This is a genomic window from Hominiventricola aquisgranensis (assembly GCF_040096225.1).
GTDB classification, from domain to species: domain Bacteria; phylum Bacillota; class Clostridia; order Lachnospirales; family Lachnospiraceae; genus Hominiventricola; species Hominiventricola aquisgranensis.
Map to the genome: position 1 here is coordinate 23,880 of NZ_JBBMFC010000021.1, position 26,172 is coordinate 50,051.

At 45.6% G+C, this 26,172-nt stretch carries 21 protein-coding genes and 3 pseudogenes; 20 read left to right on the forward strand and 4 right to left on the reverse strand.

Annotation, left to right across the window (positions count from 1 at the left end; genetic code table 11):
* On the reverse strand, positions 1 to 864 hold the full coding sequence (locus WMO62_RS11590) for a deoxyribonuclease IV (protein ID WP_147601602.1): 864 nt from the start codon (positions 862 to 864) through the stop codon (positions 1 to 3).
* Positions 865 to 1,016: 152 nt separating this feature from the next.
* Between WMO62_RS11590 and WMO62_RS11595 the strand changes: the two genes are divergently transcribed.
* From WMO62_RS11595 to htpG, 8 genes are all read left to right on the forward strand, one after another.
* A complete protein-coding gene (locus tag WMO62_RS11595; protein WP_117499755.1) occupies positions 1,017 to 1,652 on the forward strand; it encodes a trimeric intracellular cation channel family protein in 636 nt (211 codons plus the stop codon).
* Between the two features lie 22 nt (positions 1,653 to 1,674).
* Positions 1,675 to 3,441: an arginine--tRNA ligase gene (gene argS / locus WMO62_RS11600; protein ID WP_349144749.1), complete on the forward strand. Its 1,767-nt coding sequence runs from the start codon at positions 1,675 to 1,677 to the stop codon at positions 3,439 to 3,441.
* A gap of 1 nt (position 3,442) precedes the next feature.
* Positions 3,443 to 4,120, forward strand: a complete 678-nt coding sequence (locus tag WMO62_RS11605) for a CPBP family intramembrane glutamic endopeptidase (protein WP_349144751.1) — start codon at positions 3,443 to 3,445, stop codon at positions 4,118 to 4,120.
* A gap of 322 nt (positions 4,121 to 4,442) precedes the next feature.
* Positions 4,443 to 8,996 carry a glutamate synthase large subunit gene (gene gltB / locus WMO62_RS11610; RefSeq protein ID WP_117499758.1) on the forward strand — a complete coding sequence of 1,518 codons (4,554 nt, stop codon included), beginning with the start codon at positions 4,443 to 4,445 and terminating at the stop codon, positions 8,994 to 8,996.
* Between the two features lie 13 nt (positions 8,997 to 9,009).
* On the forward strand, positions 9,010 to 10,494 hold the full coding sequence (locus tag WMO62_RS11615; RefSeq protein ID WP_349144752.1) for a glutamate synthase subunit beta: 1,485 nt from the start codon (positions 9,010 to 9,012) through the stop codon (positions 10,492 to 10,494).
* A gap of 132 nt (positions 10,495 to 10,626) precedes the next feature.
* Entirely contained in the window at positions 10,627 to 11,856 is a 1,230-nt protein-coding gene (locus WMO62_RS11620) for an AI-2E family transporter (RefSeq protein ID WP_349144753.1), read from the forward strand.
* A 53-nt stretch (positions 11,857 to 11,909) separates the two neighbouring features.
* On the forward strand, positions 11,910 to 12,803 hold the full coding sequence (gene epsC, locus WMO62_RS11625; protein ID WP_117499761.1) for a serine O-acetyltransferase EpsC: 894 nt from the start codon (positions 11,910 to 11,912) through the stop codon (positions 12,801 to 12,803).
* Between the two features lie 159 nt (positions 12,804 to 12,962).
* On the forward strand, positions 12,963 to 15,038 hold the full coding sequence (gene htpG / locus WMO62_RS11630; protein WP_349144754.1) for a molecular chaperone HtpG: 2,076 nt from the start codon (positions 12,963 to 12,965) through the stop codon (positions 15,036 to 15,038).
* 218 nt (positions 15,039 to 15,256) lie between these two features.
* Here htpG and WMO62_RS11635 read toward each other — a convergent pair whose 3' ends face one another.
* A complete protein-coding gene (locus WMO62_RS11635; protein ID WP_349144755.1) occupies positions 15,257 to 15,754 on the reverse strand; it encodes a DUF5721 family protein in 498 nt (165 codons plus the stop codon).
* Positions 15,755 to 15,936: 182 nt separating this feature from the next.
* Between WMO62_RS11635 and WMO62_RS11640 the strand changes: the two genes are divergently transcribed.
* Genes WMO62_RS11640 through WMO62_RS11655 form a run of 4 tightly spaced genes read left to right on the forward strand, consistent with a single transcriptional unit; the run spans position 15,937 to position 19,643 of the window.
* A complete protein-coding gene (locus tag WMO62_RS11640; protein WP_349144756.1) occupies positions 15,937 to 16,965 on the forward strand; it encodes a molybdopterin-binding protein in 1,029 nt (342 codons plus the stop codon).
* A 15-nt stretch (positions 16,966 to 16,980) separates the two neighbouring features.
* Entirely contained in the window at positions 16,981 to 17,820 is an 840-nt protein-coding gene (gene modA / locus WMO62_RS11645; protein WP_349144757.1) for a molybdate ABC transporter substrate-binding protein, read from the forward strand.
* A gap of 18 nt (positions 17,821 to 17,838) precedes the next feature.
* Positions 17,839 to 18,522 carry a molybdate ABC transporter permease subunit gene (modB, locus tag WMO62_RS11650; RefSeq protein WP_118627147.1) on the forward strand — a complete coding sequence of 228 codons (684 nt, stop codon included), beginning with the start codon at positions 17,839 to 17,841 and terminating at the stop codon, positions 18,520 to 18,522.
* A gap of 5 nt (positions 18,523 to 18,527) precedes the next feature.
* Positions 18,528 to 19,643: a sulfate/molybdate ABC transporter ATP-binding protein gene (locus tag WMO62_RS11655; protein ID WP_349144758.1), complete on the forward strand. Its 1,116-nt coding sequence runs from the start codon at positions 18,528 to 18,530 to the stop codon at positions 19,641 to 19,643.
* A gap of 150 nt (positions 19,644 to 19,793) precedes the next feature.
* Here the strand turns inward: WMO62_RS11655 and WMO62_RS11660 are convergent.
* Positions 19,794 to 19,889 (reverse strand): annotated as a pseudogene (locus WMO62_RS11660) (GTP 3',8-cyclase MoaA); the annotation flags it as partial.
* Positions 19,870 to 20,061 (reverse strand): cyclic pyranopterin monophosphate synthase MoaC, encoded by a 192-nt coding sequence (locus WMO62_RS11665; protein WP_349144759.1) that lies wholly within the window; start codon positions 20,059 to 20,061, stop codon positions 19,870 to 19,872. The gene WMO62_RS11665 and the pseudogene WMO62_RS11660, both read right to left, overlap by 20 nt.
* A gap of 137 nt (positions 20,062 to 20,198) precedes the next feature.
* Here WMO62_RS11665 and WMO62_RS15920 point away from each other — a divergent pair.
* The 8 genes and pseudogenes from WMO62_RS15920 to WMO62_RS11700 form a co-directional block, all read left to right on the forward strand.
* Positions 20,199 to 20,464, forward strand: a pseudogene (locus tag WMO62_RS15920) (MOSC domain-containing protein); the annotation flags it as partial.
* A pseudogene (locus tag WMO62_RS15925) lies at positions 20,452 to 20,622 on the forward strand (MogA/MoaB family molybdenum cofactor biosynthesis protein); the annotation flags it as partial. The pseudogenes WMO62_RS15920 and WMO62_RS15925, both read left to right, overlap by 13 nt.
* 195 nt (positions 20,623 to 20,817) lie before the next feature.
* The gene (locus WMO62_RS11675) at positions 20,818 to 21,792 is read left to right on the forward strand and encodes a helix-turn-helix domain-containing protein (RefSeq protein WP_147601615.1); all 975 of its coding nucleotides are present in this window, start codon (positions 20,818 to 20,820) and stop codon (positions 21,790 to 21,792) included.
* A gap of 153 nt (positions 21,793 to 21,945) precedes the next feature.
* A complete protein-coding gene (gene mgtE, locus WMO62_RS11680; RefSeq protein WP_118440772.1) occupies positions 21,946 to 23,292 on the forward strand; it encodes a magnesium transporter in 1,347 nt (448 codons plus the stop codon).
* 46 nt (positions 23,293 to 23,338) lie between these two features.
* Positions 23,339 to 24,343, forward strand: coding sequence for a tryptophan--tRNA ligase (gene trpS / locus WMO62_RS11685; protein ID WP_349144760.1), 1,005 nt, complete (start codon positions 23,339 to 23,341; stop codon positions 24,341 to 24,343).
* A 22-nt stretch (positions 24,344 to 24,365) separates the two neighbouring features.
* Positions 24,366 to 24,866: a flavin reductase family protein gene (locus WMO62_RS11690; protein ID WP_349144761.1), complete on the forward strand. Its 501-nt coding sequence runs from the start codon at positions 24,366 to 24,368 to the stop codon at positions 24,864 to 24,866.
* Positions 24,866 to 25,735, forward strand: coding sequence for an RluA family pseudouridine synthase (locus WMO62_RS11695; RefSeq protein ID WP_349144762.1), 870 nt, complete (start codon positions 24,866 to 24,868; stop codon positions 25,733 to 25,735). Before WMO62_RS11690 ends, WMO62_RS11695 begins: the two co-directional genes overlap by 1 nt.
* A gap of 67 nt (positions 25,736 to 25,802) precedes the next feature.
* A complete protein-coding gene (locus WMO62_RS11700) occupies positions 25,803 to 26,171 on the forward strand; it encodes a VOC family protein (protein WP_349144763.1) in 369 nt (122 codons plus the stop codon).
* Position 26,172 lies beyond the last annotated feature (1 nt).

Here is a 26,172-nt window from a genome sequence, read left to right on the forward strand (position 1 = left end):
TCAGGAGTCTCCGCGTAACAGGGCAATCTCCTCCTTGTAGGGAGCCCGGGTGTTTTTCTTGTCGCCATCAATGGGAATCCATGGGGTCTCAAGGATCTTCGGTACATCAGAAAAATCCGGATGATGTACTATATAGGATAGTGCATCAAATCCGATGTACCCTTTTCCGAGGTTTTCATGTCGATCCTTGTGGGCTCCACATGGATTTTTGCTGTCATTGATGTGGAAGACAGCAATCTGATCTTTGCCGAGAATGTGGTCAAAGGTATCAATTACACTGTCAAAGTTGTTGATAATGTCATATCCGGCATCGTGAGTGTGGCAGGTATCAAAGCAGACCCGGAGACGGTCTTTTTTCACCACACCATCATAGATCTGAGCCAGTTCTTCAAAAGTGCGTCCGATCTCAGTGCCTTTTCCGGCCATGGTTTCAAGCGCGACCAGACAGCGGGTATCATCGGTAAGCACTTCATTCAGTCCTTTGACAACAGACGCAATACCGGCTTCCACACCGGCCCCTACGTGCGCACCGGGATGAAGAACCATGATATTACTTCGGCAGGCATCGGCACGGGTCAGCTCCAGCCGGAGAAAATCAGTGGCAAGCTGGTAAGTGTCCGGGTTTATAGTATTTCCAAGATTGATGATATAGGGTGCATGGATGACAAATTCATGGATATCATTTGCCTCCATGAGCTTCCAGGCAGCGTCAATATTTAATTCACTGATATCCTTGCGGCGGGTATTCTGGGGTGCGCCGGTATAGATCATAAAGGTGTTTGCTCTATAGGACAGTGCTTCCTCCACGGATCCCAGCATCATTTTTTTGCCGCTCATTCCCACATGGGAACCAAGTTTTAACATAGGTGTCCTCCTCTTAGTGTTCGTATATGTAATGTCTCTATTTTACACAAGCGTGACCAGTCCTGCAAGCCTGAAACATGTATGGTACAGGTTCATCCGGCTTGACAAATATCACCATTTTCCCTATACTTAATTAAGTTTCGAGGTGTACAATGAATATACAATTAATAGCAGAGATAATGGGAACCGTCGCATTTGCCATCTCTGGAGCCATGCTTGCCATTGAACGGAAAATGGATCTATTTGGTATCGTGTTTCTGGGGATCGTAACGGCAGCCGGAGGCGGTTTTATCAGGGATATGACACTGGGGATCGTGCCGCCTGCCATGTTTTCCAGTCCAATGGTCCTGCCGCTGGCAATTCTGTCATCGCTGGCAGTGTGTGCGCTGGTTGCCTGGCTCTATAAGGGATCTGATGAGGAGCTTCATGGAGAACGGTTTCAGTGGATCCTGAACTTTACAGATGCCATCGGCCTTGGGCTGTTTACGGTGGCAGGAGCCAATACGGCCATTGACAGTGGATATGGGGACTATCATGCTTTTGTGATCTTTCTGGGAATGCTCACGGGTGTGGGCGGCGGAATGTTCAGGGATGTGCTGGCAGGGATCATGCCTGCGGTGCTCAGAAAGCATGTATATGCCTGTGCATCCTTAGTGGGCGCGATCTGTTATCTGGGACTTTTATGTGCAATGCCAAGAGGATATGCCATGTTTACAGGAGCTATGATCGTGGTTGTGATCCGTCTGCTGGCAAGTCATTATAAATGGAATATACCAAGAGTGATGTAAACAAATAAGGAGGACAAAGTAGATGAAGAAAATGCTGGATCTGTTATCCGCAGAGGTTGCAAAAGCTTTTGCTGAAGCAGGTTATGATGAGAAATATGCCCGTGTCAGTCTGTCCAATCGACCGGATCTGTGCGAGTATCAGTGCAATGGTGCCATGGTGGCAGCCAAAGAGTACCACAAGGCACCGATTATGATCGCCAATGCAGTTGTGGAAGCTATGCAGGGATCTGAGGTGTTTGGAGAAGTCCAGGCGGTGAATCCGGGATTCATCAATATGAAAGTGAACAACGAGTACCTGAGCCAGTATCTGAATGGTATGGAGAAGGATGAACGGATGGGCTGTGAAAAAGCAGAGAATCCGAAGACCATTATGATCGATTACGGCGGACCTAATGTGGCAAAGCCGCTGCATGTAGGACATCTTCGGTCTGCGATCATTGGTGAGAGTGTGAAGAGGATTGCCCGCTTTGCAGGACATAAAGTGATCGGCGACGTGCATCTGGGAGACTGGGGTCTGCAGATGGGACTGATCATTACCGAGCTTCGCGAGAGAAAACCGGAGCTGGTATATTTTGATGAGGCATATGAGGGAGAGTATCCGGCAGAAGCACCGTTTACCATCTCTGAACTGGAGGAAATATATCCGACAGCCAGTGGAAAATCCAAGCAGGATGAAGCGTATAAAGAGGCTGCCATGCAGGCAACTTATGAGCTGCAGCATGGAAGAAGAGGCTATCAGGCTCTTCTGAAGCATATTTTAAATGTGTCTGTCACAGACCTGAAGCGTAATTATGCAAACCTGAAAGTGGACTTTGATCTGTGGAAGGGCGAGTCTGATGCACAGCCATATATTCCGGATATGGTACAGAAGATGAAAGATGGCGGATATGCTTATGTGAGTGATAATGCGCTGGTCGTTGATGTGAAGGAAGATACAGACACCAAGGAAGTACCGCCTTGCATGCTGCTCAAATCTGATGGAGCTTCTCTGTATACGACCACGGATCTGGCTACGATTGTAGAGCGTATGAAGCTCTATAACCCGGATGAGATCATCTATGTGGTAGATAAACGTCAGGAAATGCATTTTATCCAGGTATTCCGCTGTGCAAGAAAATGCGGACTGGTAACGGATAAGACAAAACTTAAATTCTTAGGTTTTGGTACCATGAATGGAAAAGACGGTAAACCGTTCAAGACCAGAGATGGTGGCGTCATGCGTCTGGAATATCTGTTAAAGGATATCAACGAGGAGATGCTCAAGAAGATCCAGGAAAGTCGTCCTATGGAGGAGAAAGAAGCAGAGGAGACCGCGAAGATCGTAGGTCTGTCTGCAGTCAAATACGGAGATTTGTCCAATCAGGCTTCCAAGGATTATATTTTTGATGTGGAGCGTTTCACTTCTTCAGAAGGAAATACTGGTCCTTACATCCTGTATACGATTGTAAGAATCAAATCCATCCTGAGAAAATATGAGGAGTCCGGCAAGAAGGCGGGCGAAGGAAAGATCGGAGCAGGCAGAAGCGACAGTGAGAAAGCACTGCAGCTGGAGCTGTCCAAATTCAACAGCGTGATGGAAACGGCATTTGAAGAGTGCGCACCTCATAAGATCTGTGCTTATATTTATGATCTTGCCAATGCTTTCAATAAGTTCTATCATGAGACCAAGATCCTTGCAACAGATGATATGGAAGCACAATCTTCATGGATCAGCCTTCTTCTGCTGACCAGACGGGTACTGGAGACCTGCATTGATATGCTTGGATTTGAAGCACCGGAGAAGATGTAAGATGAACGTTGATCGTACAAAACTGAATGTATATTATCTGTGGCGTGCGATATATCCCATGCCCCTGTATCAGGTGATACAGGGGCTGGTTTTATATATCGGTCTCTTCCCTGATGATCCATTGCTTCGCCTGGGTGTTGGTGGGATTCTGTCGATACTGGTATTTGGCTGGATCTACCGGGAGGATGTGAAGGAGCGATGCGGGCATGAGCGGGGGCAGAAGAAAGAGGCACCACAGTTTGGGGCAGGTGCATGGATGCTTGTTATGCTGGGAGGCATTTGTGTGGCGTTGGTGGGCAATAAACTGATAAGCCTGTCTGGGCTTGCAGAATGGTCAGATTCTTATGCGCAGACAAGTGAAACGCTGAACTCCGGAACCTTTGTACAGAAACTGATCTGTACGGGTCTGATCGCACCGGTAGCAGAGGAACTGCTCATACGGGGACTGGTGTTTACGCGGCTTCGGGATCTGATGAAACCGTGGACTGCAATTCTTTGGAGTGCCATTTTCTTTGGAGTTTTTCATGGCAATCTGGTACAGGGAGTCTATGCAGCATTTTGCGGCCTTTATCTTGGATGGGTCATGGAACGCTTTGCTACGTTGAAAGCACCGATCATGGCTCATATGGCTGCTAACATGGCGATTATCGTTCTGACTGCCCTGTCATTTCAATTCTGAAAACAACAGCTAATAAGAAAACAACAAATAATTTATGTTAAAAATTCATGATAATTTAGAAAATAAAAAGAACTGAGTAAAATCAGTTCTTTTTTGACTAAAAAATTTATGGAATTTCTGGAAAAGATATTTTAAATTGTGCGGATATAATTATATACAGTTGAAAACATCTATAATTAAGAAATAATATTAGATAAAAAAATATAATTTTCAAATAATCAGACGATTACAAGAAAAAATAGATTTACAACAGAAACGAATGGGTGTACACTTTATAAAAATCGCAAACAAAACAAGAGATACAAAGAGAAAGGTATAGCTTATGAAGGAACAAAGAAGTCAGGAATGTCCAGAACAGCAGGGAATGTATGATCCGAGCTTTGAACACGATAACTGTGGTATCGGAGCAGTGGTCAACATCAAAGGAATCAAGTCACATAAGACCGTGGAAGATGCCTTAAGCATCGTGGAGAACCTGGAACATCGTGCAGGTAAGGATGCAGAAGGTAAGACCGGAGACGGTGTAGGTATCATGGTTCAGATCTCCCACAAATTCTTCTCCAAAGAATGTGCAAAGCTTGGAATTGAGCTTGGTGGAGAGAGAGAATATGGTATTGGAATGTTTTTCCTGCCGCAGGATGAACTGAAACGCAATCAGGCAAAGAAGATGTTTGAGATCATCGTGGAGAAGGAAGGCATGAACTTCCTTGGCTGGAGAGAAGTGACCACCAATCCGAAGGTGCTGGGAAGCAAAGCACTGGAGAAGATGCCAAGCATCATGCAGGCATTTATCCAGAAGCCGGAGGATGTGGAAAAGGGACTGGATTTTGACCGGAAGCTCTATATTGCAAGACGAGTATTTGAGCAGTCCATCGAAGATACTTATGTGGTATCCTGTTCCAGCCGTACTTTGATCTACAAAGGTATGTTCCTGGTAGGACAGCTTCGTTCCTTCTTCCAGGATCTGCAGAGTCCGGATTATGAGAGTGCCATTGCACTGGTCCACTCCCGTTTCTCCACCAACACAATGCCAAGCTGGGAGCGTGCACATCCGTATCGCTTCCTGGTACATAATGGTGAGATCAACACCATCAAAGGTAATGCAGATAAGATGCTGGCCCGTGAGGAGACCGTAGAATCTGAGCATCTGAAGGGAGAATTCCACAAGATCCTTCCGGTTATCAGTGCTTCCGGTTCTGACTCCGCTATGCTGGATAATACGCTGGAGTTCCTGGTTATGAGTGGTATGGATCTGGCGTTGGCAGTGATGATCCTGATACCGGAGCCGTGGCTGAATAACCGTACCATGTCTCAGAAGAAAAAGGATTTCTATCAGTATTACGCAACCATGATGGAGCCGTGGGACGGTCCGGCTTCCATCCTGTTCACAGATGGAGATGTGATGGGAGCAGTTCTCGACAGAAACGGACTTCGTCCTTCCAGATACTATGTAACTACCGATGATCAGCTGATCCTGTCATCTGAGGTAGGTGTGCTGGATATTGATCCGTCCAGAATTGTAGAAAAAGAGCGTCTTCATCCGGGTAAAATGCTGCTGGTTGATACCAAACAGGGAAAAATTATTGATGATGATGAACTGAAAGAATATTATGCAAACCGTCAGCCTTATGGTGAGTGGCTGGATCACAACCTTGTAAATCTGTCCGACCTGAAGATCCCGAACCAGCGGATCGAGGAGTATACTCCGGAAGAACGTGCAAGACTGCAGAAAGCATTCGGCTACAATTATGAAGATGTGAGAAATTCCATTATGAGCATGGCATCTAATGGAAGTGAGGCAACTTCTGCTATGGGTATTGATGTACCTCTGGCTGTATTGTCTGAGCATCATCAGCCGCTGTTCAATTATTTTAAGCAGCTGTTTGCACAGGTAACCAACCCGCCTATCGATGCGATCCGTGAGAAGATCGTGACCTCTACCACCATTTATGTTGGAAAGGCTGGCAATCTTCTGGAAGCAAAACAGGAGAACTGCTGTGTGATGAGGATCAACAATCCGATCCTGACAGAGACAGATCTTCTGAAGATTAAAAATATGAAAAAGCCGGGCTTTAAGGTAGAAGTCCTGCCAATTATCTATTATAAAAATACCAGTCTGGAAAAAGCGATTGACCGACTGTTCGTGGAAGCTGACCGTGCATACCGTGATGGCGTGAACATTCTGATCCTGTCTGACCGCGGTGTGGATGAGAACCATGTGGCAATCCCGTCTCTGCTGGCGGTATCCGCTCTTCAGCAGCATCTGGTACGGACCAAGAAGAGAACATCCGTGTCCATCATTCTGGAGTCCGGTGAACCAAGAGAGGTACATCATTTTGCAACCCTGCTGGGCTATGGTGCCTGCGCAGTCAACCCGTATCTGGCACATGAGAGTATTCATGAACTGATCGACAAGAAGATTTTGAATAAAGATTATTATGCAGCGGTGGCTGACTACGATCAGGCAGTCATCAACGGTATTGTAAAGATCGCTTCCAAGATGGGTATTTCCACGATCCAGTCTTATCTGGGTTCCAAGATCTTTGAAGCCATCGGTATCAATAAAGAAGTAGTTGACCGGTATTTCACCAACACCGTCAGCCGGATCGGTGGTATCGGTCTTAAAGAGATCGGTGAGCAGGTAGAGCTGATGCACTCCTCTGCATTCGATCCTCTGGGACTGACCACCAGCACTGCGCTGAACAGTCTGGGTCTTCACAAGGAGAGAAGCGGTGGGGAGGAACACCTTTATAATCCAAGAACCATTTCCCTTCTGCAGCAGTCAACCAGAGAAGGCAACTATAATCTGTTCAAGCAGTATACCTCTTTAGTAGATGGTGAGAACAATCATGGACAGCTCAGAACCCTTCTGGATTTCAAATATCCGAAGAAGGGAATTCCTCTGGAGGAAGTAGAGAGCGTAGAGTCCATCGTGACCCGTTTTAAGACCGGTGCCATGTCCTATGGATCTATTTCTCAGGAAGCCCATGAGTGTCTGGCTATTGCCATGAACCAGCTCCATGGTAAATCCAATACTGGTGAGGGCGGTGAGAGTATTGAACGTCTGACTGTCGGATCGGATGGATTGAATAAATGCTCTGCGATCAAGCAGGTGGCAAGTGGACGTTTTGGTGTTACTTCCAGATATCTGGTAAGTGCACAGGAGATTCAGATCAAGATGGCTCAGGGTGCAAAACCAGGAGAGGGCGGACATCTGCCGGGTGGAAAAGTCTATCCGTGGATCGCAAAGACCCGTCTGTCCACACCAGGTGTGAGCCTGATCTCTCCGCCGCCTCATCATGATATTTACTCCATCGAGGATCTGGCACAGCTGATCTACGACCTGAAAAATGCAAACCCGAAGGCACGTATCTCTGTAAAACTGGTATCTGAAGCTGGTGTTGGTACGGTAGCAGCTGGTGTAGCAAAAGCAGGTGCACAGGTTATCCTGATCTCTGGTTATGATGGAGGTACCGGTGCAGCTCCGGCAAGCTCCATTCACAATGCGGGACTTCCGTGGGAGCTTGGCCTTACCGAGACTCATCAGACTCTGCTGATGAATGGTCTGAGAAATAAAGTTCGCATCGAGACAGATGGTAAACTTATGAGTGGTCGTGACGTAGCTATCGCAGCCATGCTGGGAGCAGAGGAATTTGGTTTTGCAACTGCTCCGCTGGTAACCATGGGATGTGTCATGATGCGTGTCTGCAACCTGGATACCTGTCCGGTGGGCGTTGCAACTCAGAATCCGGAGCTTCGTAAGAGATTCCGTGGAAAACCGGAATATGTAGTAAATTTCATGAAATTTATTGCAGAAGAGCTGCGTGAATACATGGCAAAACTGGGAATCCGTACCATTGATGAACTGGTAGGCCGTTCTGATATGCTTTGCGTCAAAGAGGGCAGAACCGGAAGACAGGCAACCATTGACTTTAGCCGGATTCTTGATAACCCGTTTGCAGGAAAAGGTCAGAAAGTGATCTTTGATCCCAAACAGGTATATAACTTTGAACTGGAAAAGACTCTGGATGAGAAGGTCCTTATTAAAGAATTCAAATCTGCGCTGGAAAAAGGCCAGAAGAGAAGTATTGAGCTGGATGTAAGAAATACCAATCGTGCGTTTGGTACCATGTTTGGTTCTGAGATCACCAGCCATTATCCGGAAGGACTGCCGGAGGATACATTTACTGTAAAATGTACCGGTGCCGGAGGACAGAGTTTTGGCGCATTTATCCCGAAAGGACTGACACTGGAGCTCGTAGGAGATTCCAATGACTACTTCGGAAAAGGACTTTCCGGTGGTAAACTGATCGTGTATCCTCCGAAGGGAATTACCTATAAGGAAGATGAGAATATCATCATCGGTAATGTGGCACTGTATGGAGCTACCAGTGGTAAAGCCTATATTAACGGTGTGGCAGGTGAGCGTTTCTGCGTCAGAAACTCCGGAGCACATGCAGTGGTAGAAGGTACCGGCGATCATGGATGTGAGTACATGACCGGTGGATGCGTGGTCATCCTTGGAAAAGTCGGCAAAAACTTTGCAGCCGGTATGAGCGGCGGTGTGGCTTATGTGCTGGATGAAGATTGTGACTTGTACATGAAGGTGAATAAATCCATGATAACGCTGGAAGAAGTCACCAATAAATATGATGTGCAGGAACTCAAAGATATGATCCAGGAGCATGTGGCTTACACCAACTCTGAAAAAGGTAACCTGATCCTCGATAACTTTGAACAGTATCTGCCGAAATTCAAGAAGATCATTCCAAATGATTACAAGAAGATGTTAAGTCTGATCGTTCAGATGGAAGAAAAAGGTATGAATACCGAGCAGGCACAGATCGAAGCATTCTACGCGATCAAGAGAGGTTAGGAGGTACAGGCAAATGGGAAAACCAACAGGCTTTTTGGAATATGAGCGCAAAAATGCAAAAGCAGAAGCGCCGTTAGAGAGAATCAAACATTTTAATGAATTTCATACACCGCTGTCCCACGAGGAACAACAGAAACAGGGAGCCAGATGTATGGCATGTGGTGTTCCGTTCTGCCAGGCAGGACAGATGCTGGGCGGTATGATGTCCGGCTGTCCGCTGCAGAACCTGGTGCCTGAATGGAATGATCTGGTATATCTGGGCAACTGGGAGGAAGCATATTACCGTCTGTCCAGTACCAGCAACTTCCCGGAGTTCACCGGTCGTGTGTGTCCGGGACTCTGCGAGGCTGCCTGTACCTGTAATCTGAATGGTGATCCGGTAGGAACCAAAAGTAATGAGCTGGCTATTATTGAAAATGCATATAAGATGGGCTATGCCCATGCAAGACCACCGAAGGTCCGTAGCGGGAAGAAAGTAGCAGTCATCGGAAGCGGACCTTCCGGTCTGGCAACAGCCGATCAGTTGAACCGCAGAGGGCATTCTGTCACTGTTTACGAGCGCCGCGACCGTGTGGGCGGACTGCTCATGTACGGAATTCCCAACATGAAGCTGGAAAAGCATATTGTTGAGAGAAAGATCAACATCATGAAGGAAGAAGGCGTGACCTTTGTGACCAACTGCAATGTAGGTGTGGATGTGAAGGCAGAGCAGCTTCTGAAAGAGTATGACAGAGTGGTTCTGTGCTGCGGAGCTGCCAATCCAAGAGATATCAAAGCTCCGGGTCGTGATGCCAAGGGTATCTATTTTGCGGTGGACTTCCTGACGGCTACCACCAAGAGTCTTCTGGATTCCAATTTTACAGATAAGAAATTCATTCCGGCAGAAGGGAAGAATGTACTTGTCATTGGCGGTGGTGATACCGGAAATGACTGTGTAGGTACTTCAATCCGTCTGGGCTGCAAATCTGTGACACAGCTGGAGATGATGCCGAAGCTTCCGGATACCAGAGCAGAGAACAATCCGTGGCCTATCTGGCCGAGAGTCTGCAAGACCGATTATGGTCAGCAGGAGGCTATTGCCAAATTTGGTCATGATCCGCGGATCTATCAGACCACTGTTCAGGAATTTATCAAGGACAAGAATGGTAATGTGAAGCAGGCGAAGATCGTCAAGCTTGAGAGCAAAAAGGACGAGAAGACCGGACGTATGATGATGGTGCCAGTTGAAGGAAGCGAGTTCCTTCTGGATGTGGATCTGGTGCTGATCGCCGCAGGTTTTCTGGGAAGTCAGGAATATGTGACGAAGGCATTCGGTGTTAATGTGGATGGAAGAACCAATGTAGCCACCGATCCGGGCAAACATGCCACCAATGTGAAAAATGTCTTCACCGCAGGCGATATGCATATGGGTCAGTCACTGGTCGTTCGTGCGATCCGTGAAGGAAGAGACGTCGCAAGAGAAGTGGATGAGTCATTGATGGGATATACAAATCTGTAAAAAGCTGTAAAGAAACTGTAAAGACAAATTCATACTGTGAAAATGACTTTCAAAATTGCCGGGACTGTACTATAATAAATAATAGTACGGTTCCGGCATTTGTTTTGCAGGACTGGAGAAAGGTGGTCATATATGGACGAAAAATGGAAAGATTATTTCTATAAAGGTGCCGCAGTATTTTTAACGGTTGCCATGTGTATATTGTTTTTTTTCGTGGTATTCCGATTTGATGATCTGCGAAAATATGTTGGGATAGTGATCAAAATCCTGATGCCGTTTATCTACGGAGGGGTAATTGCCTATCTTCTATCGCCGGTGTGCGGTTGGTTTGAACGGCATCTGGCAGATCTGGCAGCTCTGGATAAAAAACCGGAGAAGACAGCAGAAAAATACCGGAAATTTTTTAAAGGGATTTCCATTCTTTTGAGCCTGCTGTTGTTCTGTCTGATTATCTATGCATTAGTAGCTATGCTGGTTCCTCAGGTGATCAACAGTATTCTGCTCCTGGTAGAAGCCATGCCTGGATACATACAGACGGTCAGCGACTGGATCGAAAAGCTTGTGCAGGACAATCCGGTTATGTTAAGCTATGTGGAGCAGTATTCTGCAGACATTATGGAGAGTGTGCAGAATTTTGCAAAGGAGCATCTGTTGCCGAATATTAACAATATCATCAGCGGTGTGTCTGCCAGCCTGTGGACCATGGTGACTATGGTGAAAAATCTTGGTATTGGTCTGATCGTAGCGGTGTATTTATTAAATAGTCGAAAGATATTCCGCAGACAGACAAAGCTGGTGATTCACGCATTGCTTCCATATAAAGAGTATCCGCCTAAAAAGAACGGAAAACCAGTAGAACAGAGGGCAGACTGGATGATCCGGGAACTTCATATTCTGAATGTATATCTGGGTGGATTTATTAAAGGAAAATTACTGGATTCCCTGATCATTGGTTTGATCTGTATGGTGTTCACAGCCTGTACCAATATGCCTTATGCGGTACTGATCAGTGTGGTGATAGGAGTGACGAACATCATTCCTTTCTTCGGACCGTTTATCGGAGCAATCCCCAGTGCGATCCTGATTCTGATGGTCAGCCCGATCCAATGTGTGTATTTTGTTATTTTTGTTATTATCCTTCAGCAGTTTGACGGGAATATTCTGGGACCGAAGATCCTTGGAAACACTACGAATTTGAGCAGTTTCTGGGTATTGTTTGCGATTTTGCTATTCGGCGGAGTATTTGGGATCGTTGGAATGGTCATTGGGGTACCGGTATTTGCATTTATTTACCAGCTGATCCGGGAGTGGGTCCTTGACCGACTGGAAGAACAAAAGCTGCAGACACAGAAAAAAGAGTAAGCAGCCGCAGGCGCTGATTCATATACTAAAAAAAAGAACAACAGGAGGCTGTTATGAAAAACATTATTGAACATGAAATCAGTCAGATTACAAAAAGCATTCTGGATGATTATGGAACTGGAAGAAACATTGATAAAATGGATCTTTTCAACCAGCCAAGCAAAGAGGAAATCATCGCTATTGTGGAGGATCTGTTAAAGATCGTCTATCCAGGATATTACAGAGATCGCTCTTATAAAATATATAACATTAAAAGCAACTCTACAGTGACGATCGAAGATGTGGCTTATCATCTGAATAAACAGATCCTGCTGGCATTGAAATACACAGCAAAAGAAGAAAATGATGTAGAAAAATTAACCGAACAGGCAGAAAAAGATACGGTTACATTCCTGAAGAAGATTCCAGATGTCCGTGCTATGCTGGAGACCGATCTGGAGGCAGCTTTTCAGGGAGACCCGGCTGCAAAATACAGAGATGAGATCATTCTGTCTTATCCGGGTATGTTTGCGATTACCGTCAATCGTCTGGCTCATGAGCTGTTCCTGCTGGAAGTGCCTCTGATCCCGCGTATCATGACCGAATATGCCCATAGCATCACAGGTATTGACATCCATCCGGGAGCAACCATTGGAAAATATTTCTTTATCGACCATGGTACTGGTGTGGTAGTTGGAGAGACAACGGTCATCGGTGATCGCGTAAAAATCTATCAGGGTGTGACTCTTGGTGCACTGTCCACAAGAGGAGGACAGAAGCTGCGGGATGTTCGGCGCCATCCGACCATTGAGGATGATGTGACGATTTATTCCGGGGCATCCATTCTTGGTGGTGAAACCGTTGTCGGAAAGAATTCCGTCATCGGCAGTAACGTGTTTATCACCAGTTCGATTCCTGCAGATACCAAAGTCAGCATGAAAGACCAGGATCTGCGCTGGGGACAGTAATTATAAAAATATTGTAAATTATTAGCACTCACTCACAATGAGTGCTAAAATTTTCTTGACATTTACATAAGTTGGGATTATAGTACTGTTAACGCATAGATAGAACAGTCATTTATAAGGTGAATGGCTGTATTTTGAGAAAGAAAGGCAGTGTATAGCATGAGCGAAAGACATGGATCACTTTCCATTAACAGTGACAATATTTTCCCGATTATTAAGAAATGGTTGTATTCAGACCATGATATTTTCTTCCGTGAGCTGATCTCCAACGGATGTGATGCAATCACAAAGCTGAAGAAGCTGGATATGATGGGAGAGTACACTCTGCCTGAGAAATATAAAGCCCAGGTACAGGTACTTGTGAATCCGGATGAAAAGACTTTGAAATTTATTGATAACGGTCTTGGTATGACGGCAGATGAGGTTGAAGAATATATCAATCAGATCGCATTTTCCGGCGCAACTGATTTCCTTGCACAGTATAAGGATAAGACGAACGAGGATCAGATCATCGGACATTTTGGTCTGGGATTCTATTCTGCATTTATGGTAGCAGATGAGGTTCATATTGATACGCTTTCCTATAAAGAGGGAGCTGAACCGGTACACTGGGAGTGTGACGGTGGAACTGAGTATTCCATGGAGACCGGTAAGCGGACAGAAGTAGGTACAGAGATCACCCTGTTCCTGAACGAGGACAGTCTGGAATTTGCTAATGAATACCGCGCCCGCGAAGTCATCAGCAAGTATTGTTCTTTCATGCCAGTGGAGATTTTCCTTGCAAAGGAAAATGCACCGCAGGAGTACGAGACCATCGACGAGAGTGAACTGACAGAGGATGATGTAGTTGTTGAGCATATCCATGTGGATGCCAAGACGGAAGAGATAGAGAATGAGGACGGAACCAAGGAGACCAAAGAGATCTCTCCGGCCAAGGAGCAGGTAAAGATCAACAAGAGACCGGTATCTTTAAGTGATCCGCATCCGCTGTGGACAAAACATCCGAACGAGTGCAGTGATGAAGATTATAAAGAATTTTACCGGAAAGTATTTATGGATTATAAGGAGCCTTTGTTCTGGATCCATCTGAATATGGACTATCCGTTTAACCTGAAAGGTATCCTGTACTTCCCGAAGATCAATATGGAGTATGAGTCTATTGAAGGAACGATCAAGCTTTATAACAATCAGGTGTTTATTGCTGACAATATCAAGGAAGTAATTCCGGAGTTCCTGATGCTGCTCAAAGGTGTCATTGACTGTCCGGATCTTCCACTGAATGTATCCAGAAGTGCATTGCAGAATGATGGATTTGTAAAGAAGATCTCTGATTACATCACCAAGAAAGTAGCAGACAAATTAAGCGGTATGTGCAAGACTGACCGTGAGAATTATGAGAAATACTGGGATGATATCAGTCCGTTCATAAAATTTGGCTGCATCAAGGATGAGAAGTTCTGTGAGCGTATGATGGAGTATGTGCTGTTCAAGGATCTGGATGGTAAATATACTACTATGAACGAGTACCTGGAAGCACAGAAACCGGCTGACGGAGAAGCAGAAGCTGACAAGGCAGAAGAAAAGACGGAAGAGAAGGCAGATGAAAAGGCCGACGGTGAAGAGAAAGAAGCTCCGAAGACAACGATCTACTATGTGACCGACGTGGTACAGCAGAGCCAGTATATCAATATGTTCCGTGAGCAGAAGATGAACGCAGTTGTTCTGAAGGATAACATTGATAATCCGTTTATCAGCCATCTGGAAGCTAAGAATGAGAAGGTTAAATTCCAGCGTATTGATGCAGATGTAACAGATTCCATGAAGGAAGAGGTATCTGAAGAAGAACTGAAGGGTGAGACCGATGCACTGACAGCCCTGTTCAGAAAAGCATTGAACAATGACAAGCTGGAGGTTAAGGTAGAGAAGCTGAAGAATGTAAATGTTTCTTCTATGGTCACACTCTCCGAAGAAAATCGCCGGATGCAGGATATGATGAAGATGTACAATATGTACGGAATGGATCCGTCTATGTTCGGAACCACGACTACACTGGTACTCAATGCCAATAATGCACTGGTAAAATACCTGTTCGAGAATCCGGAAGGAGAGCACAGCAATATGATCTGTGAGCAGCTCTACGATCTGGCAATGATCAGTCATCAGCCGCTTTCACCGGAAGCAATGACCAAGTTTGTGAACAGAAGTAATGAAATCATGATGCTGCTGACAAAGTAGATTTGAACAAATGTAATTGAGCAGCCGTACATGAGAAAGAGCAGTGGAATCAGTATGCTGCGCTGTATACATTGAAGAAGACAGCCATGCATGATTTGTACGAATTAGGCGGACATTTATGTCCGAATAAGGCGTACAAATCTTGTATGGCTGTTCTTATTCACTGCATACGAGCTCATACGATTCCGCTGCTTTTCCTTGTGTGCGGTTAGTTGATTTTACATCAGCTCGAATGGAATTTCCTGCTGATGGAGGAATTTTTGAATCATGCTGTCCCAGGCCTGGTCGAGGGTTTTATCCATGGTGAACACGGTGAGTGAGGTTCCGGTGGTGCATTGGAGTGTCCTTCCATCGTAGCGGATATTCAGCAGCAGGCCGCGGATCTGCTCAGGCGGGATGGCTACACCGGTCTGATGGAGCAGCTTTTCTGTATTGGAAGCAGACAGCTGGAAGATAAAACGAAATGCCAAAGGGGTTCGTTTTCCTTTGATCAGCTCAAAACAGAAGGGACGGATCTCCTCCCAGTAAGCCAGCGAACGGTCATCGATCTGTTCCTGCTCTTCGCCGGTATAATAAGCTTTCTGAAGCTGCCCATCCATATGAAAGGTACAAAAAGTAGTAATACTTCCTTCCAGAAGAAGGAACCGGTCAAAGGATTCACTTAATAGTAATTTTTTCATGAAATGCCGGATATCGGCAATCTGAAGTGCGATCATGGAAAATCTCCTCTGAAATCATAGAATTTTGGTGTAACAACTGTTGGGATCAAAATCCCTGTAATCTTATTGTAGTGGGATATGTCCGAAAAAGCAAGTACGGAAAAAAAGAGTGAAAGTTTATAATAGCTATGATAAACTAGGAGACAGATATGACAGCGCAAAAGAAGAGGAGAAGCAATATGAAATGTATAAACACAGTTGATGCCGTGGGACATGTTCTTTGTCATGATATTACAAGAATTGTGAAGGACGTGACAAAGGATACCGCATTTCGGAAGGGGCATATTGTTACAGAGGAAGATATTCCGGTGCTGTTATCGCTGGGAAAGGATCATCTCTATGTCTGGGAGAAGGATGAGAGCATGCTTCATGAAAATGAAGCAGCACAGATTCTCTGTGAGATATGTGAAAATGCAAACATGCATCCAACAGAAGTAAAAGAAGGGAAGATTGAGCTGATTGCTGACTGCGATGGATTGTTTCGGGTGGATGTAGCGCGTCTGGATGCGATCAACGAGATCGATGAGATCATGATCGCCACCAGACATTCGCATACAGCTGTGAAAAAAGGCGATCGGCTTCTGGGAACCCGTGTGATTCCGCTTGTTATTGCGAAGGATAAGATGGAGCAGGTCAGAACTGTGGCAGGAACAGAGCCGCTGGTGTCTCTGACTCCGTTCAGATCTATGAAAGCAGGTATTGTTACAACAGGCAATGAGGTCTATTATGGAAGGATCGAAGATACATTTACACCAGTGATCGTGGAGAAACTGTCAGCATATGGGATTAAAGTCTGCGGACATATTCTGTGTGATGATAATATGGACAAGATCACAGAGGCTATCTTAAAGCTGAAAGAGGACGGTGCGGATATGATCCTCTGTACCGGTGGTATGAGTGTAGATCCGGATGACAGGACACCGGGAGCAATCAAAAATACAGGAGCAAGGATCGTGTCTTATGGGGCGCCGGTTCTGCCGGGGGCCATGTTTTTGCTGGCTTATTTTGAGGATGGAACACCAGTGATGGGATTGCCGGGCTGCGTGATGTATGCGAAAGCGACCGTGTTTGATCTGGTTCTGCCCAGCGTTGCAGCAGGAGTGGAAGTGACCAAAAAGCAGCTGTCACACATGGGAAACGGTGGATTTTGCCTTGGGTGTAAGCCCTGCCATTATCCGAACTGCGGGTTTGGAAACTGTTTATCATGAAAGATGAGAACCAGAATGATGAAATTGAGAAAAGTATTTGCGTGTGTGACTATGTGTTTCATGGTTTTGCCTTTGGCTGGATGCGGAACATCTCAAGCAACAGAGACGAAGGAAAATGCTGAGGCAGCAGAGGCGACTTTAAATGTATTTGCAGCAGCATCCATGATAGAGACACTGACCGAGATTCAGGAAATGTATAAAGAAGTGGCGCCGAATGTGACACTGGTATTTAATTTTGATTCTTCGGGAACTTTGAAGACGCAGATTCAGGAAGGTGCAGACTGTGATGTATTTATATCCGCAGCTCAGAAACAGATGAATCAGCTGGATAAGGATGCAGATCCGGAAGTGAACACAGAAGGTCTTGATTATGTGCTTGAAGGAACCCGTATAAATCTGCTGGAGAATAAGGTTGTACTGGCTGTTCCGGACGGAAATCCGAAAGGGATAGAGAGCTTTGCGGATTTTGGAACCGACAAGCTTTCTCTTCTGGCATTGGGCAATGAGGACGTACCGGTAGGACAGTATTCAGAAGAGATCCTCACCAATCTTGGAATGCTGGATCAGCTTGAACAGGAGAATAAGATCACATATGGATCCAATGTGAAGGAAGTTACGACACAGGTATCCGAAGCAGCAGCGGATGCCGGTATTATCTATGCCACGGATGCATATTCAGCAGGCCTTCCGGTGGTGGCTCAGGCAGACGATACCATGTGCAAGCAGGTGATCTATCCGGCAGCAGTTCTGAATATTTCTGAAAATCAGGATGCAGCAGAAGCCTTCCTTGATTATCTGAAAACAGATGACTGCATGAAGGTGTTTGAAGAGGTTGGATTTACAGCTGTAAAATAAAGAAAGCAGGAGGGGCTTATGGATTGGTTCCCGTTATATAATTCTCTTCGGATCGCATTGGTTTCCAGCATATTTGTGTTTTTTACGGGGATCTTTGCAGCTTATTATATTGCAAAGCTTCCGCCTGCAGTGAAGGGAATTCTGGATGTGGTGCTGACTCTTCCGCTGGTTCTTCCACCTACGGTTGTCGGATATTTTCTGCTGATGATCCTGGGGCCGCGTAGATTGCTGGGAGCCTGGTTTCTTCAGATCTTTGATACAAAGCTTGTGATGACCTGGTATGCAGGCATCTTTGCAGCATCGATCGTCGCATTTCCGTTGATGTACCGGACTGCCCGAGGAGCCTTTGAAAACTTTGATCAGACTCTGGCATATGCAGGTCAGACTCTTGGATTGTCGAATACTTATATTTTCTGGCACATTCGCATGCCGGCCTGCAGACAGGGAATCCTGGCAGGTGCGGTCCTGGCATTTGCACGGGCACTGGGAGAGTATGGAGCAACCAGTATGGTAGCTGGTTACACACCGGGAAAGACGGCGACGATCTCAACAACCGTCTATCAACTGTGGAGAACTAATAATGATACGTTGGCATTTCGATGGGTACTGGTAAATGTGGCGATCTCGGCAGTTGTTCTTTTGCTGGTCAATCTTCTGGAGAAAAAAGAATGTTCTTCTGGTAAATCGACAAGTGGGAAGTAGAAACGATGGCATTACGGGTAGATATTTGTAAAAAACTGAATCATTTTACGTTGAAGACACAATTTGAAGCATCAGAAGGTGTGACAGGTATACTGGGAGCTTCGGGATGTGGTAAGAGTATGACACTCCGGTGCATTGCAGGGATCGAAAAGCCGGATGAAGGATATATTGAACTGAATGGGAAGGTATTTTATGATTCCAAGAATAAAATAAATCTTCGTCCACAGGAACGTCATGTGGGATTGCTGTTTCAGAATTATGCCCTGTTTCCGAATATGACGGTGGAGCAGAATCTGATGGCTGGACTGCTGTCCGGAGAAAAGGACAGAACAAAAGCCAGAACAAAAGTCCGGGAAATGCTTGCCAGATTTGAACTGACCGGGTTTGAGAAGCACCGGCCTTCACAGCTGTCAGGCGGTCAGCAGCAGAGAGTTGCTCTGGCGCGTATCTTCTTGTCTGAGCCGGACATACTGATGCTGGATGAACCGTTCTCGGCACTGGATGAATATCTCAGATGGAATCTGGAACAGGAGCTTCTGGAGGTGCTGCGGCAATTCTCAGGTCCGGCATTGTTTGTGTCGCACAGCAGGGACGAGATCTATCGCATCTGTGATAAAGCATGTGTGATGGATCAAGGCACTTCCAGTCCGGTCATTTCGGTCAGACAGTTATTTGAAGCGCCGGAGTCGAAAGCGGCAGCTGTGTTGTCTGGGTGTAAGAATTTTGCAAGAGCGCATTTTGCAGAAGCGGATGTGAAAAAAATGGTCTATGTAAGAGACTGGGGAGAGTATCTGACCTGTACAGAGACGAAGGCAGGAGAAATCTGTTATGTAGGTGTGCGTAGTCACTATATATATCCGGTCAGTGAGACTGAGGCGAAGACACATCCGGACAATACATTTCGGTGTCGGATCGAAAAAGTGATCGATGATGTATTTTCAACGGTGATCATGGTGATGCCGGAGCATGCAGAGCAGTCGGAAGAAAGCTGCAGAAATCATTTTAACAGGATCCGTGTGGAGACAACAAAAGAATTCTGGAGGACGTTTTGTGAAAAAGAACATCCACAGGAGAGCCTGTGGCTGCATGTGGATCCTGCGGATGTGATGGTATTGAGATAATTGTATTGTATCAGCCGCCAATGCGTGACATTTCGGCGTCTTCTGTGATGGAGGAAAGAGTTTCAAAGCAATGGGCGGCAGGTTTTTGAAAATAGCCTGAGCCAGCAATTTCTGAGCTTCTTTCGTGTCACCGCTTCTGAGTGCGTCTTTGACCAAGATACGTTCCTGATAACACAGGCAGGGCTTGAGATCGCCTGTAGCAGTCAGCCGGATCCGGTTGCAGCTATTACAGAATTTTCCATGAATAGCACTGTGAAGTCCCTGGCGGCGGAGGGCTTCCTGCTTTTAACTGATCAAAACATTCCTGATTCATGGAGATGCGTCCTTCGGCGATGGCTTCTCTTGCGGTTTCTGCTTTTTTACTTATGTCTACCATAATGGCATCTCCATGCTGATTAAAATGTGTAAATTCACCCATGCTTGATTCTCCTGCAAGTATTTTGTTTTATTATACCCAGCGTCAGAAAACCTGTCAAATTTGGAAATCAGTTGCTTAAAAGTGCCAGATGGAGTACCATAAGAATCAATATGGAGATCTGACAGGAGGCATAGGTCATGGGAAAAATTATGGCTGTGAATATCAGCGAAGAGAGAGGAACGCAGAAGAAAAATGTGCATTCTGCCAGATTGATCGAAGACTGGGGAATTGAACATGATGCGCATGCCGGAAAATGGCATCGACAGGTCAGCCTGCTCTCTTATGAGAAAATAGAAGAATTCAGAAAAAAGGAGCACCGGTGGATGAAGGTGCTTTTGGTGAAAATCTGATCATTCAGGGAATTGATCTGAGACATCTTCCGGTGGGAACAAGGCTTGCATGCTGAGCCGTGCAGCCGCTGGTATCCGGAAACATACGTTGATCATTAATCTTCCGGGAAGTCCAAAAGCAGTAAAAGAATCTCTGGAGTATATTTTACCGTCTCTGGAGCATGGGCTTGAGATTCTGACGGGAATTGCATCCAATTGTGCAGTCAGATAAGAGAATATGGATCAACCATCAGAAGAAGCTATTGTATTTGTGCAACTGCTCTAAATCTGAAATTTATGGGAAATTTAGGTTAGTAATTCTGCTAAATGAGAACCTTAAAAGAAACCGGCCTTTTTGTTATACTACAACCGTATATGTTTATACTGATTAAAAGTCTCATAGAACAGACTTGGGGGTGACATCATTGTGGATGAGCAGATAATCAGAACTTTACAAGAACAGGCCATAGAAGAGCGTCAGTATATTCAGGAAAAGTATGGACAGGATGAAGATGTTGTTCAGGTGGTCAACAGACGGGATTATTTAACCGGTCGTCAGAGTGCAGCGGTCAGACTGTATGACAATGAAAGAAATGTTCCACTGCACCGACATGGTTATATTGAACTGATGTATGCGTATAAGGGTACATTTACACATAGATTTGGTGAGGAGAAAGTGCTCCTGGAAGAGGGAGACCTTCTTGTGATGAACCAGTATGTGGAGCACTGTGTGGTGGAGTCCGGTGAAGAGAATATTGGAATCAATATCATTGCGGTACCGGAATTTTTTGAAAAGCCATTTCAGATGCTGAAAAAACAGAATAAGATCATGGATTTTCTGGTGGAGATGCTCAGGCGGAATACCAGAAAGCCGCAGTATCTGATCTTTCATATCAAAGGTCGGCATGCCCTGGAAAACCTCATGGAAAATCTGATAGAATCCATTATGGAAGGCAACGGAGCCAGCGAGGAGATCAGCCAGTATACTATGGGGCTGCTCTTTTTATATTTGGCGGAACAGATGGACCGGGAGGAGCATGATCCTGTGGAGAATTATAAGGATGAGATCATTCAGGAGACTCTGAAATACATAGAGATCCAGTACCGGACTGCAAGACTCGGCAAGATTGCTGAGGACTACCATCTGGCATTGCCATCACTGAGTAAGCTGATCAAGGAAGGTACGGGAAGTACATTCCAGGAACTTCTGATGAAGCGCAGATTTGAAAAAGCAGCAGTGCTTTTGCTGGAGACAAACCTTCCGGTGGAAGAAATCGCCTTGAATGTGGGCTATGAGAATCAGAGTTATTTTCATCGTCAGTTTAAGATGCGTTACGGGGTAACACCCAGACGGTACCGGCTGATCCATAGAAGAAAGATGCGTCAGCAGGGGAAGATTTAACAGAATATGATTGATAAGACCAGACGAGAACCGATGAGGATTGTCTGGTCTTTTTGGTAGGTTGACAAAGCCTGATAATATAGATAAAATGAAGAATAAAAGAGCCGGAATTCGTGTTCGGCTCTTTCTTTTCCGAATGAGAGGATGGGATCTATGGAACAATATGATGCAGAAGAATTGATGCAATATATACAAGAGCGAAAATTCCGACTGCTGCGGGCCCGTCTTTCTGAGATGAATGAAGCGGATATTGCAGAATTTCTGGGAGAACTGGAGGATAATCCGAAGGTCATGGTATTCCGTATGCTGCCCAAGGAGCTGGCGGCAGATGTGTTTGCATTTCTGGAACCGGATGTGCAGGAACACATTATTAACAGCATCACAGATGCGGAGCTTGCCAAGATCATTGAAGACCTGTTCGTAGATGATGCCGTGGACATGCTGGAGGAGCTTCCGGCTACTGTTGTAAAGCGAGTTATGCGTACCGCAGGCCCGGAGACCAGATCACTGATCAACCAGTTCTTGAAATATCCGGAGAACAGTGCTGGAAGTATTATGACGGCAGAGTATATCGGTCTGAAAAAATACATGAATGTGGAGCAGGCCTTTGCCTATATTCGTGCTCATGGTGTGGATAAGGAGACCATTTATACCTGTTTTGTCACGGATGCCCAGCGAAGGCTGGAAGGCGTGGTGACGATCAAGGATCTTCTGATGAATCCTTATGATATGAAGATTCAGGACATTATGGATGAAAATGTGATCAAGGCGGTGACTACAGAAGATCAGGAAGAAGTTGTGGATCTGTTCAACAAGTATGACCTGATGTGTCTGCCGGTAGTGGATCACGAGGATCGTCTGGTAGGAATCGTTACAGTCGATGACGTGGTGGATGTCATGGAAGAGGAGGCTACCGAGGATATTGAGAAGATGGCAGCTATGCTCCCCAGTGACAAGCCTTATCTGAAGACAGGTATCCTTGAACTGGCGAGGAACCGGATCGTCTGGCTGACGGTACTGATGCTCAGTTCCATGATCACAGGAAGTATTCTGACCCATTATGAGACTGCATTTGCAGCATTACCGCTGCTTGTAAGCTTTGTACCTATGCTGACAGGTACGGGAGGAAATGCAGGAAGTCAATCCAGTACTACGGTGATCCGTGCCATGACGATCGGAGATGTGGAGCCGAAAGATATTCTGAAAATTGTCTGGAAAGAGATCCGCGTGGCAGTGGTGGTTGGCATTATCCTGGCATCACTGAATTTTATAAGGCTGATGGTTCAATATCCGGGAGAGACGATGGTGTGTATCACGGTTGTGGTGAGTCTGGTCGTGACCATTATTCTGGCGAAGACCATTGGATGTACATTGCCGATCCTGGCACAGATCCTTCATCTGGATCCGGCGATCATGGCAGCTCCGTTGATCTCAACCATCGTAGATGCGTGCAGTCTGATCGTATATTTTCAGATTGCCTGCAGATTACTGGCTATCTGATGAATTTACAAATACACAGTTGTGAAATAGAAGGAGATATGAAATTATGTTAAATGGAAAGAAAGTGCTGTTCAGCGGCATGCAGGCAACAGGAAATCTGACTCTTGGCAATTATCTTGGAGCACTGAAAAACTGGGTGGGACTCTGTGACGAGTATGAGTGCTTCTACAGTGTAGTGGATATGCATTCCATCACGGTCAGACAGGATCCGGCAACTCTTCGGAAACGTGCCCGGACACTGCTGATGATCTACATTGCGGCAGGTATTGATCCGGAGAAGAACTGTCTGTATTACCAGTCCCATGTATCCGGTCACGCAGAGCTGGCATGGATCCTGAACTGCTTTACATATATGGGAGAGCTGAACCGTATGACGCAGTTTAAAGATAAGTCTGCAAAACATGCAGACAATATCAACGCAGGTCTCTTTACATATCCAGTACTGATGGCTGCTGATATTCTGTTGTATCAGGCGGATGTGGTTCCGGTCGGTATTGATCAGATGCAGCATCTGGAGCTGACCAGAGATATTGCACAGCGTTTTAATGGTATCTATGGAGATGTATTTACGATTCCGGAGGCATATGTCGGTAAAGTAGGAGCCAAGATCATGAGCCTTCAGGATCCGAGCCGAAAGATGTCCAAGTCAGATGAGAATCCGAACGCATCGATCTATCTGATGGATGATCCGGATACCATTATCCGTAAATGCAAACGAGCAGTGACTGATTCTGAAGGGCAGATCCTGTACCGGGAAGAACAGCCGGGTATCCGTAACCTGATCGATATTTACAGTGCATGTACGGGCAAGACTCCGGAAGAAGTTGTCAAAGAATTTGATGGAAAAGGTTATGGTGACTTCAAACTGGCAGTCGGTGAGTCTGTTGTCAGTGTTCTGAAACCATTACAGGACCGTTTCGCAGATCTGGAGAAGAACAAAGATTACATTGACCGGATCATCAAGGAAAATGCGGAAAAGGCCGGATATGTAGCCAATAAGACACTGCGTAAGGTACAGAAAAAAGTAGGTTTCCCGGAGCGTATCCGCTGATCATACGAGAGGAGAGACAAACATGAAAAAAGAGATCAAACCAGAAGAGTTTACAAAGAATCCATTTCATATGATCGGGAAGGAATGGATGCTGGTAACTGCTGAAAAGGATGGAAAAGTCAATACCATGACGGCTTCCTGGGGCGGTGTTGGCATCATGTGGGGAAAACCGGTGGCCTATGTGTTCATCAGACCGCAGAGATATACCAAGGAATTTATTGATGGGACAGATACGTTCTCCCTGTCCATTCTGGGTGAGGAGCACAGAAAGACATTGTCTTATCTGGGAACCGTATCAGGTCGGGATGAGGATAAGATCAGTAAATCAGGACTTCATGTGAAACATGAAGGTGTAACTCCGTATTTTGAAGAGGCAAACACAGTCATGGTATGTAGAAAGCTGTTTGCGCAGCCACTGGATCCGGCGGGATTTATTGATAAAGAGTGTGATACGAAATGGTATCCGCAAAAGGATTATCACACCATGTATGTGGTGGAAATTGAGAAGGTACTTGTGGATTAATGGAACGTCATTTGACCTGGACGGTGGATAAGTCCCAGGAAGGAAAACGACTCATTGACTGGTTAAGAGAAAAGGGCTGTTCCAAGCAGGTTCTGTCTGTGATAAAGAATCATGAGGGCAGCCTTTTGAACAATGGAGAGAAACCTTATTTCAGAGATCCGCTGCAGGCAGGAGACGTGGTGGAACTGACATTGCCGCAAGAGCAGGATACCAGTACCATTGTGCCGGTCCGGCAGGAATTTTCTATTATATATGAAGATGAAGATCTGATGGTCATCAACAAGCCGGGCAATCTGCCGGTGCATCCGTCTGTTAATCATTTTGAAAATACTCTGGCTAATGGGGTGAGCTGGTTGTGCCGGCAGAGGAATGATTATTTTCCATTCCGGTGTGTAAATCGGCTGGATGGCGGGACTACGGGACTGTTGATCCTTGCGAAAAATGTGTTCAGTTCAGCGATTCTCTATGAGCAGATGAAGGAGCGGAAGATCCACCGTACCTATCTGGCGGTGGTATCCGGTGAACTTAAGGAAAGCGGAACCATTGATCTGCCTATCGCTCGGAAGGCAGAATCAGTGATCGAGCGCTGCGTTGACAAAGCACATGGAGAATGGGCAGTGACTCATTACGAAGTGCTGGAAGCAAGAGCGGATCAGACACTGGTAAAATGTCAGCTGAAGACAGGAAGAACTCATCAGATCCGGGTGCATATGCAGGCAATCGGTCATCCTCTTGTGGGGGATTTTCTCTACAATCCGGATGCATCGAAAGGAGGCAGACCATTATTGCATTCTTGGAAGCTGGCATTTTCCCATCCGGTGAGTGGAGAAGCTGTGGATTTCACGGCTCCAATTCCGGAAGATATGTGAAAAACAGAAATGCAAAGCATTTTGGAGGCTAACTCTGAATAGTTAAAAATATGAATGTGAGGTATATATGAAATTTCAGATGATTCATGAAAATTACAATGTAGCAGATCTGGCAAAGTCAGAGGCATTTTACGAGAAAGCACTGGGATTGAAAGAATGCCGTAGAAAAGAAGCAGAAGATGGCTCTTTTATCATTGCTTATCTGAAAAATGAGGAAAGTGATTTTGAACTGGAACTGACCTGGATGAGAGATATGGACAGACCCTACGATCTGGGTGACTGTGAATTCCATCTGGCATTCCGTGTAGATGATTATGAAGCAGCATATGCCCACCACAAAGAGATGGGCTGTATCTGCTTTGAAAATCCGTCCATGGGAATCTACTTTATTCAGGATCCAGACGGATACTGGCTGGAGATCGTTCCGACTAAATAGG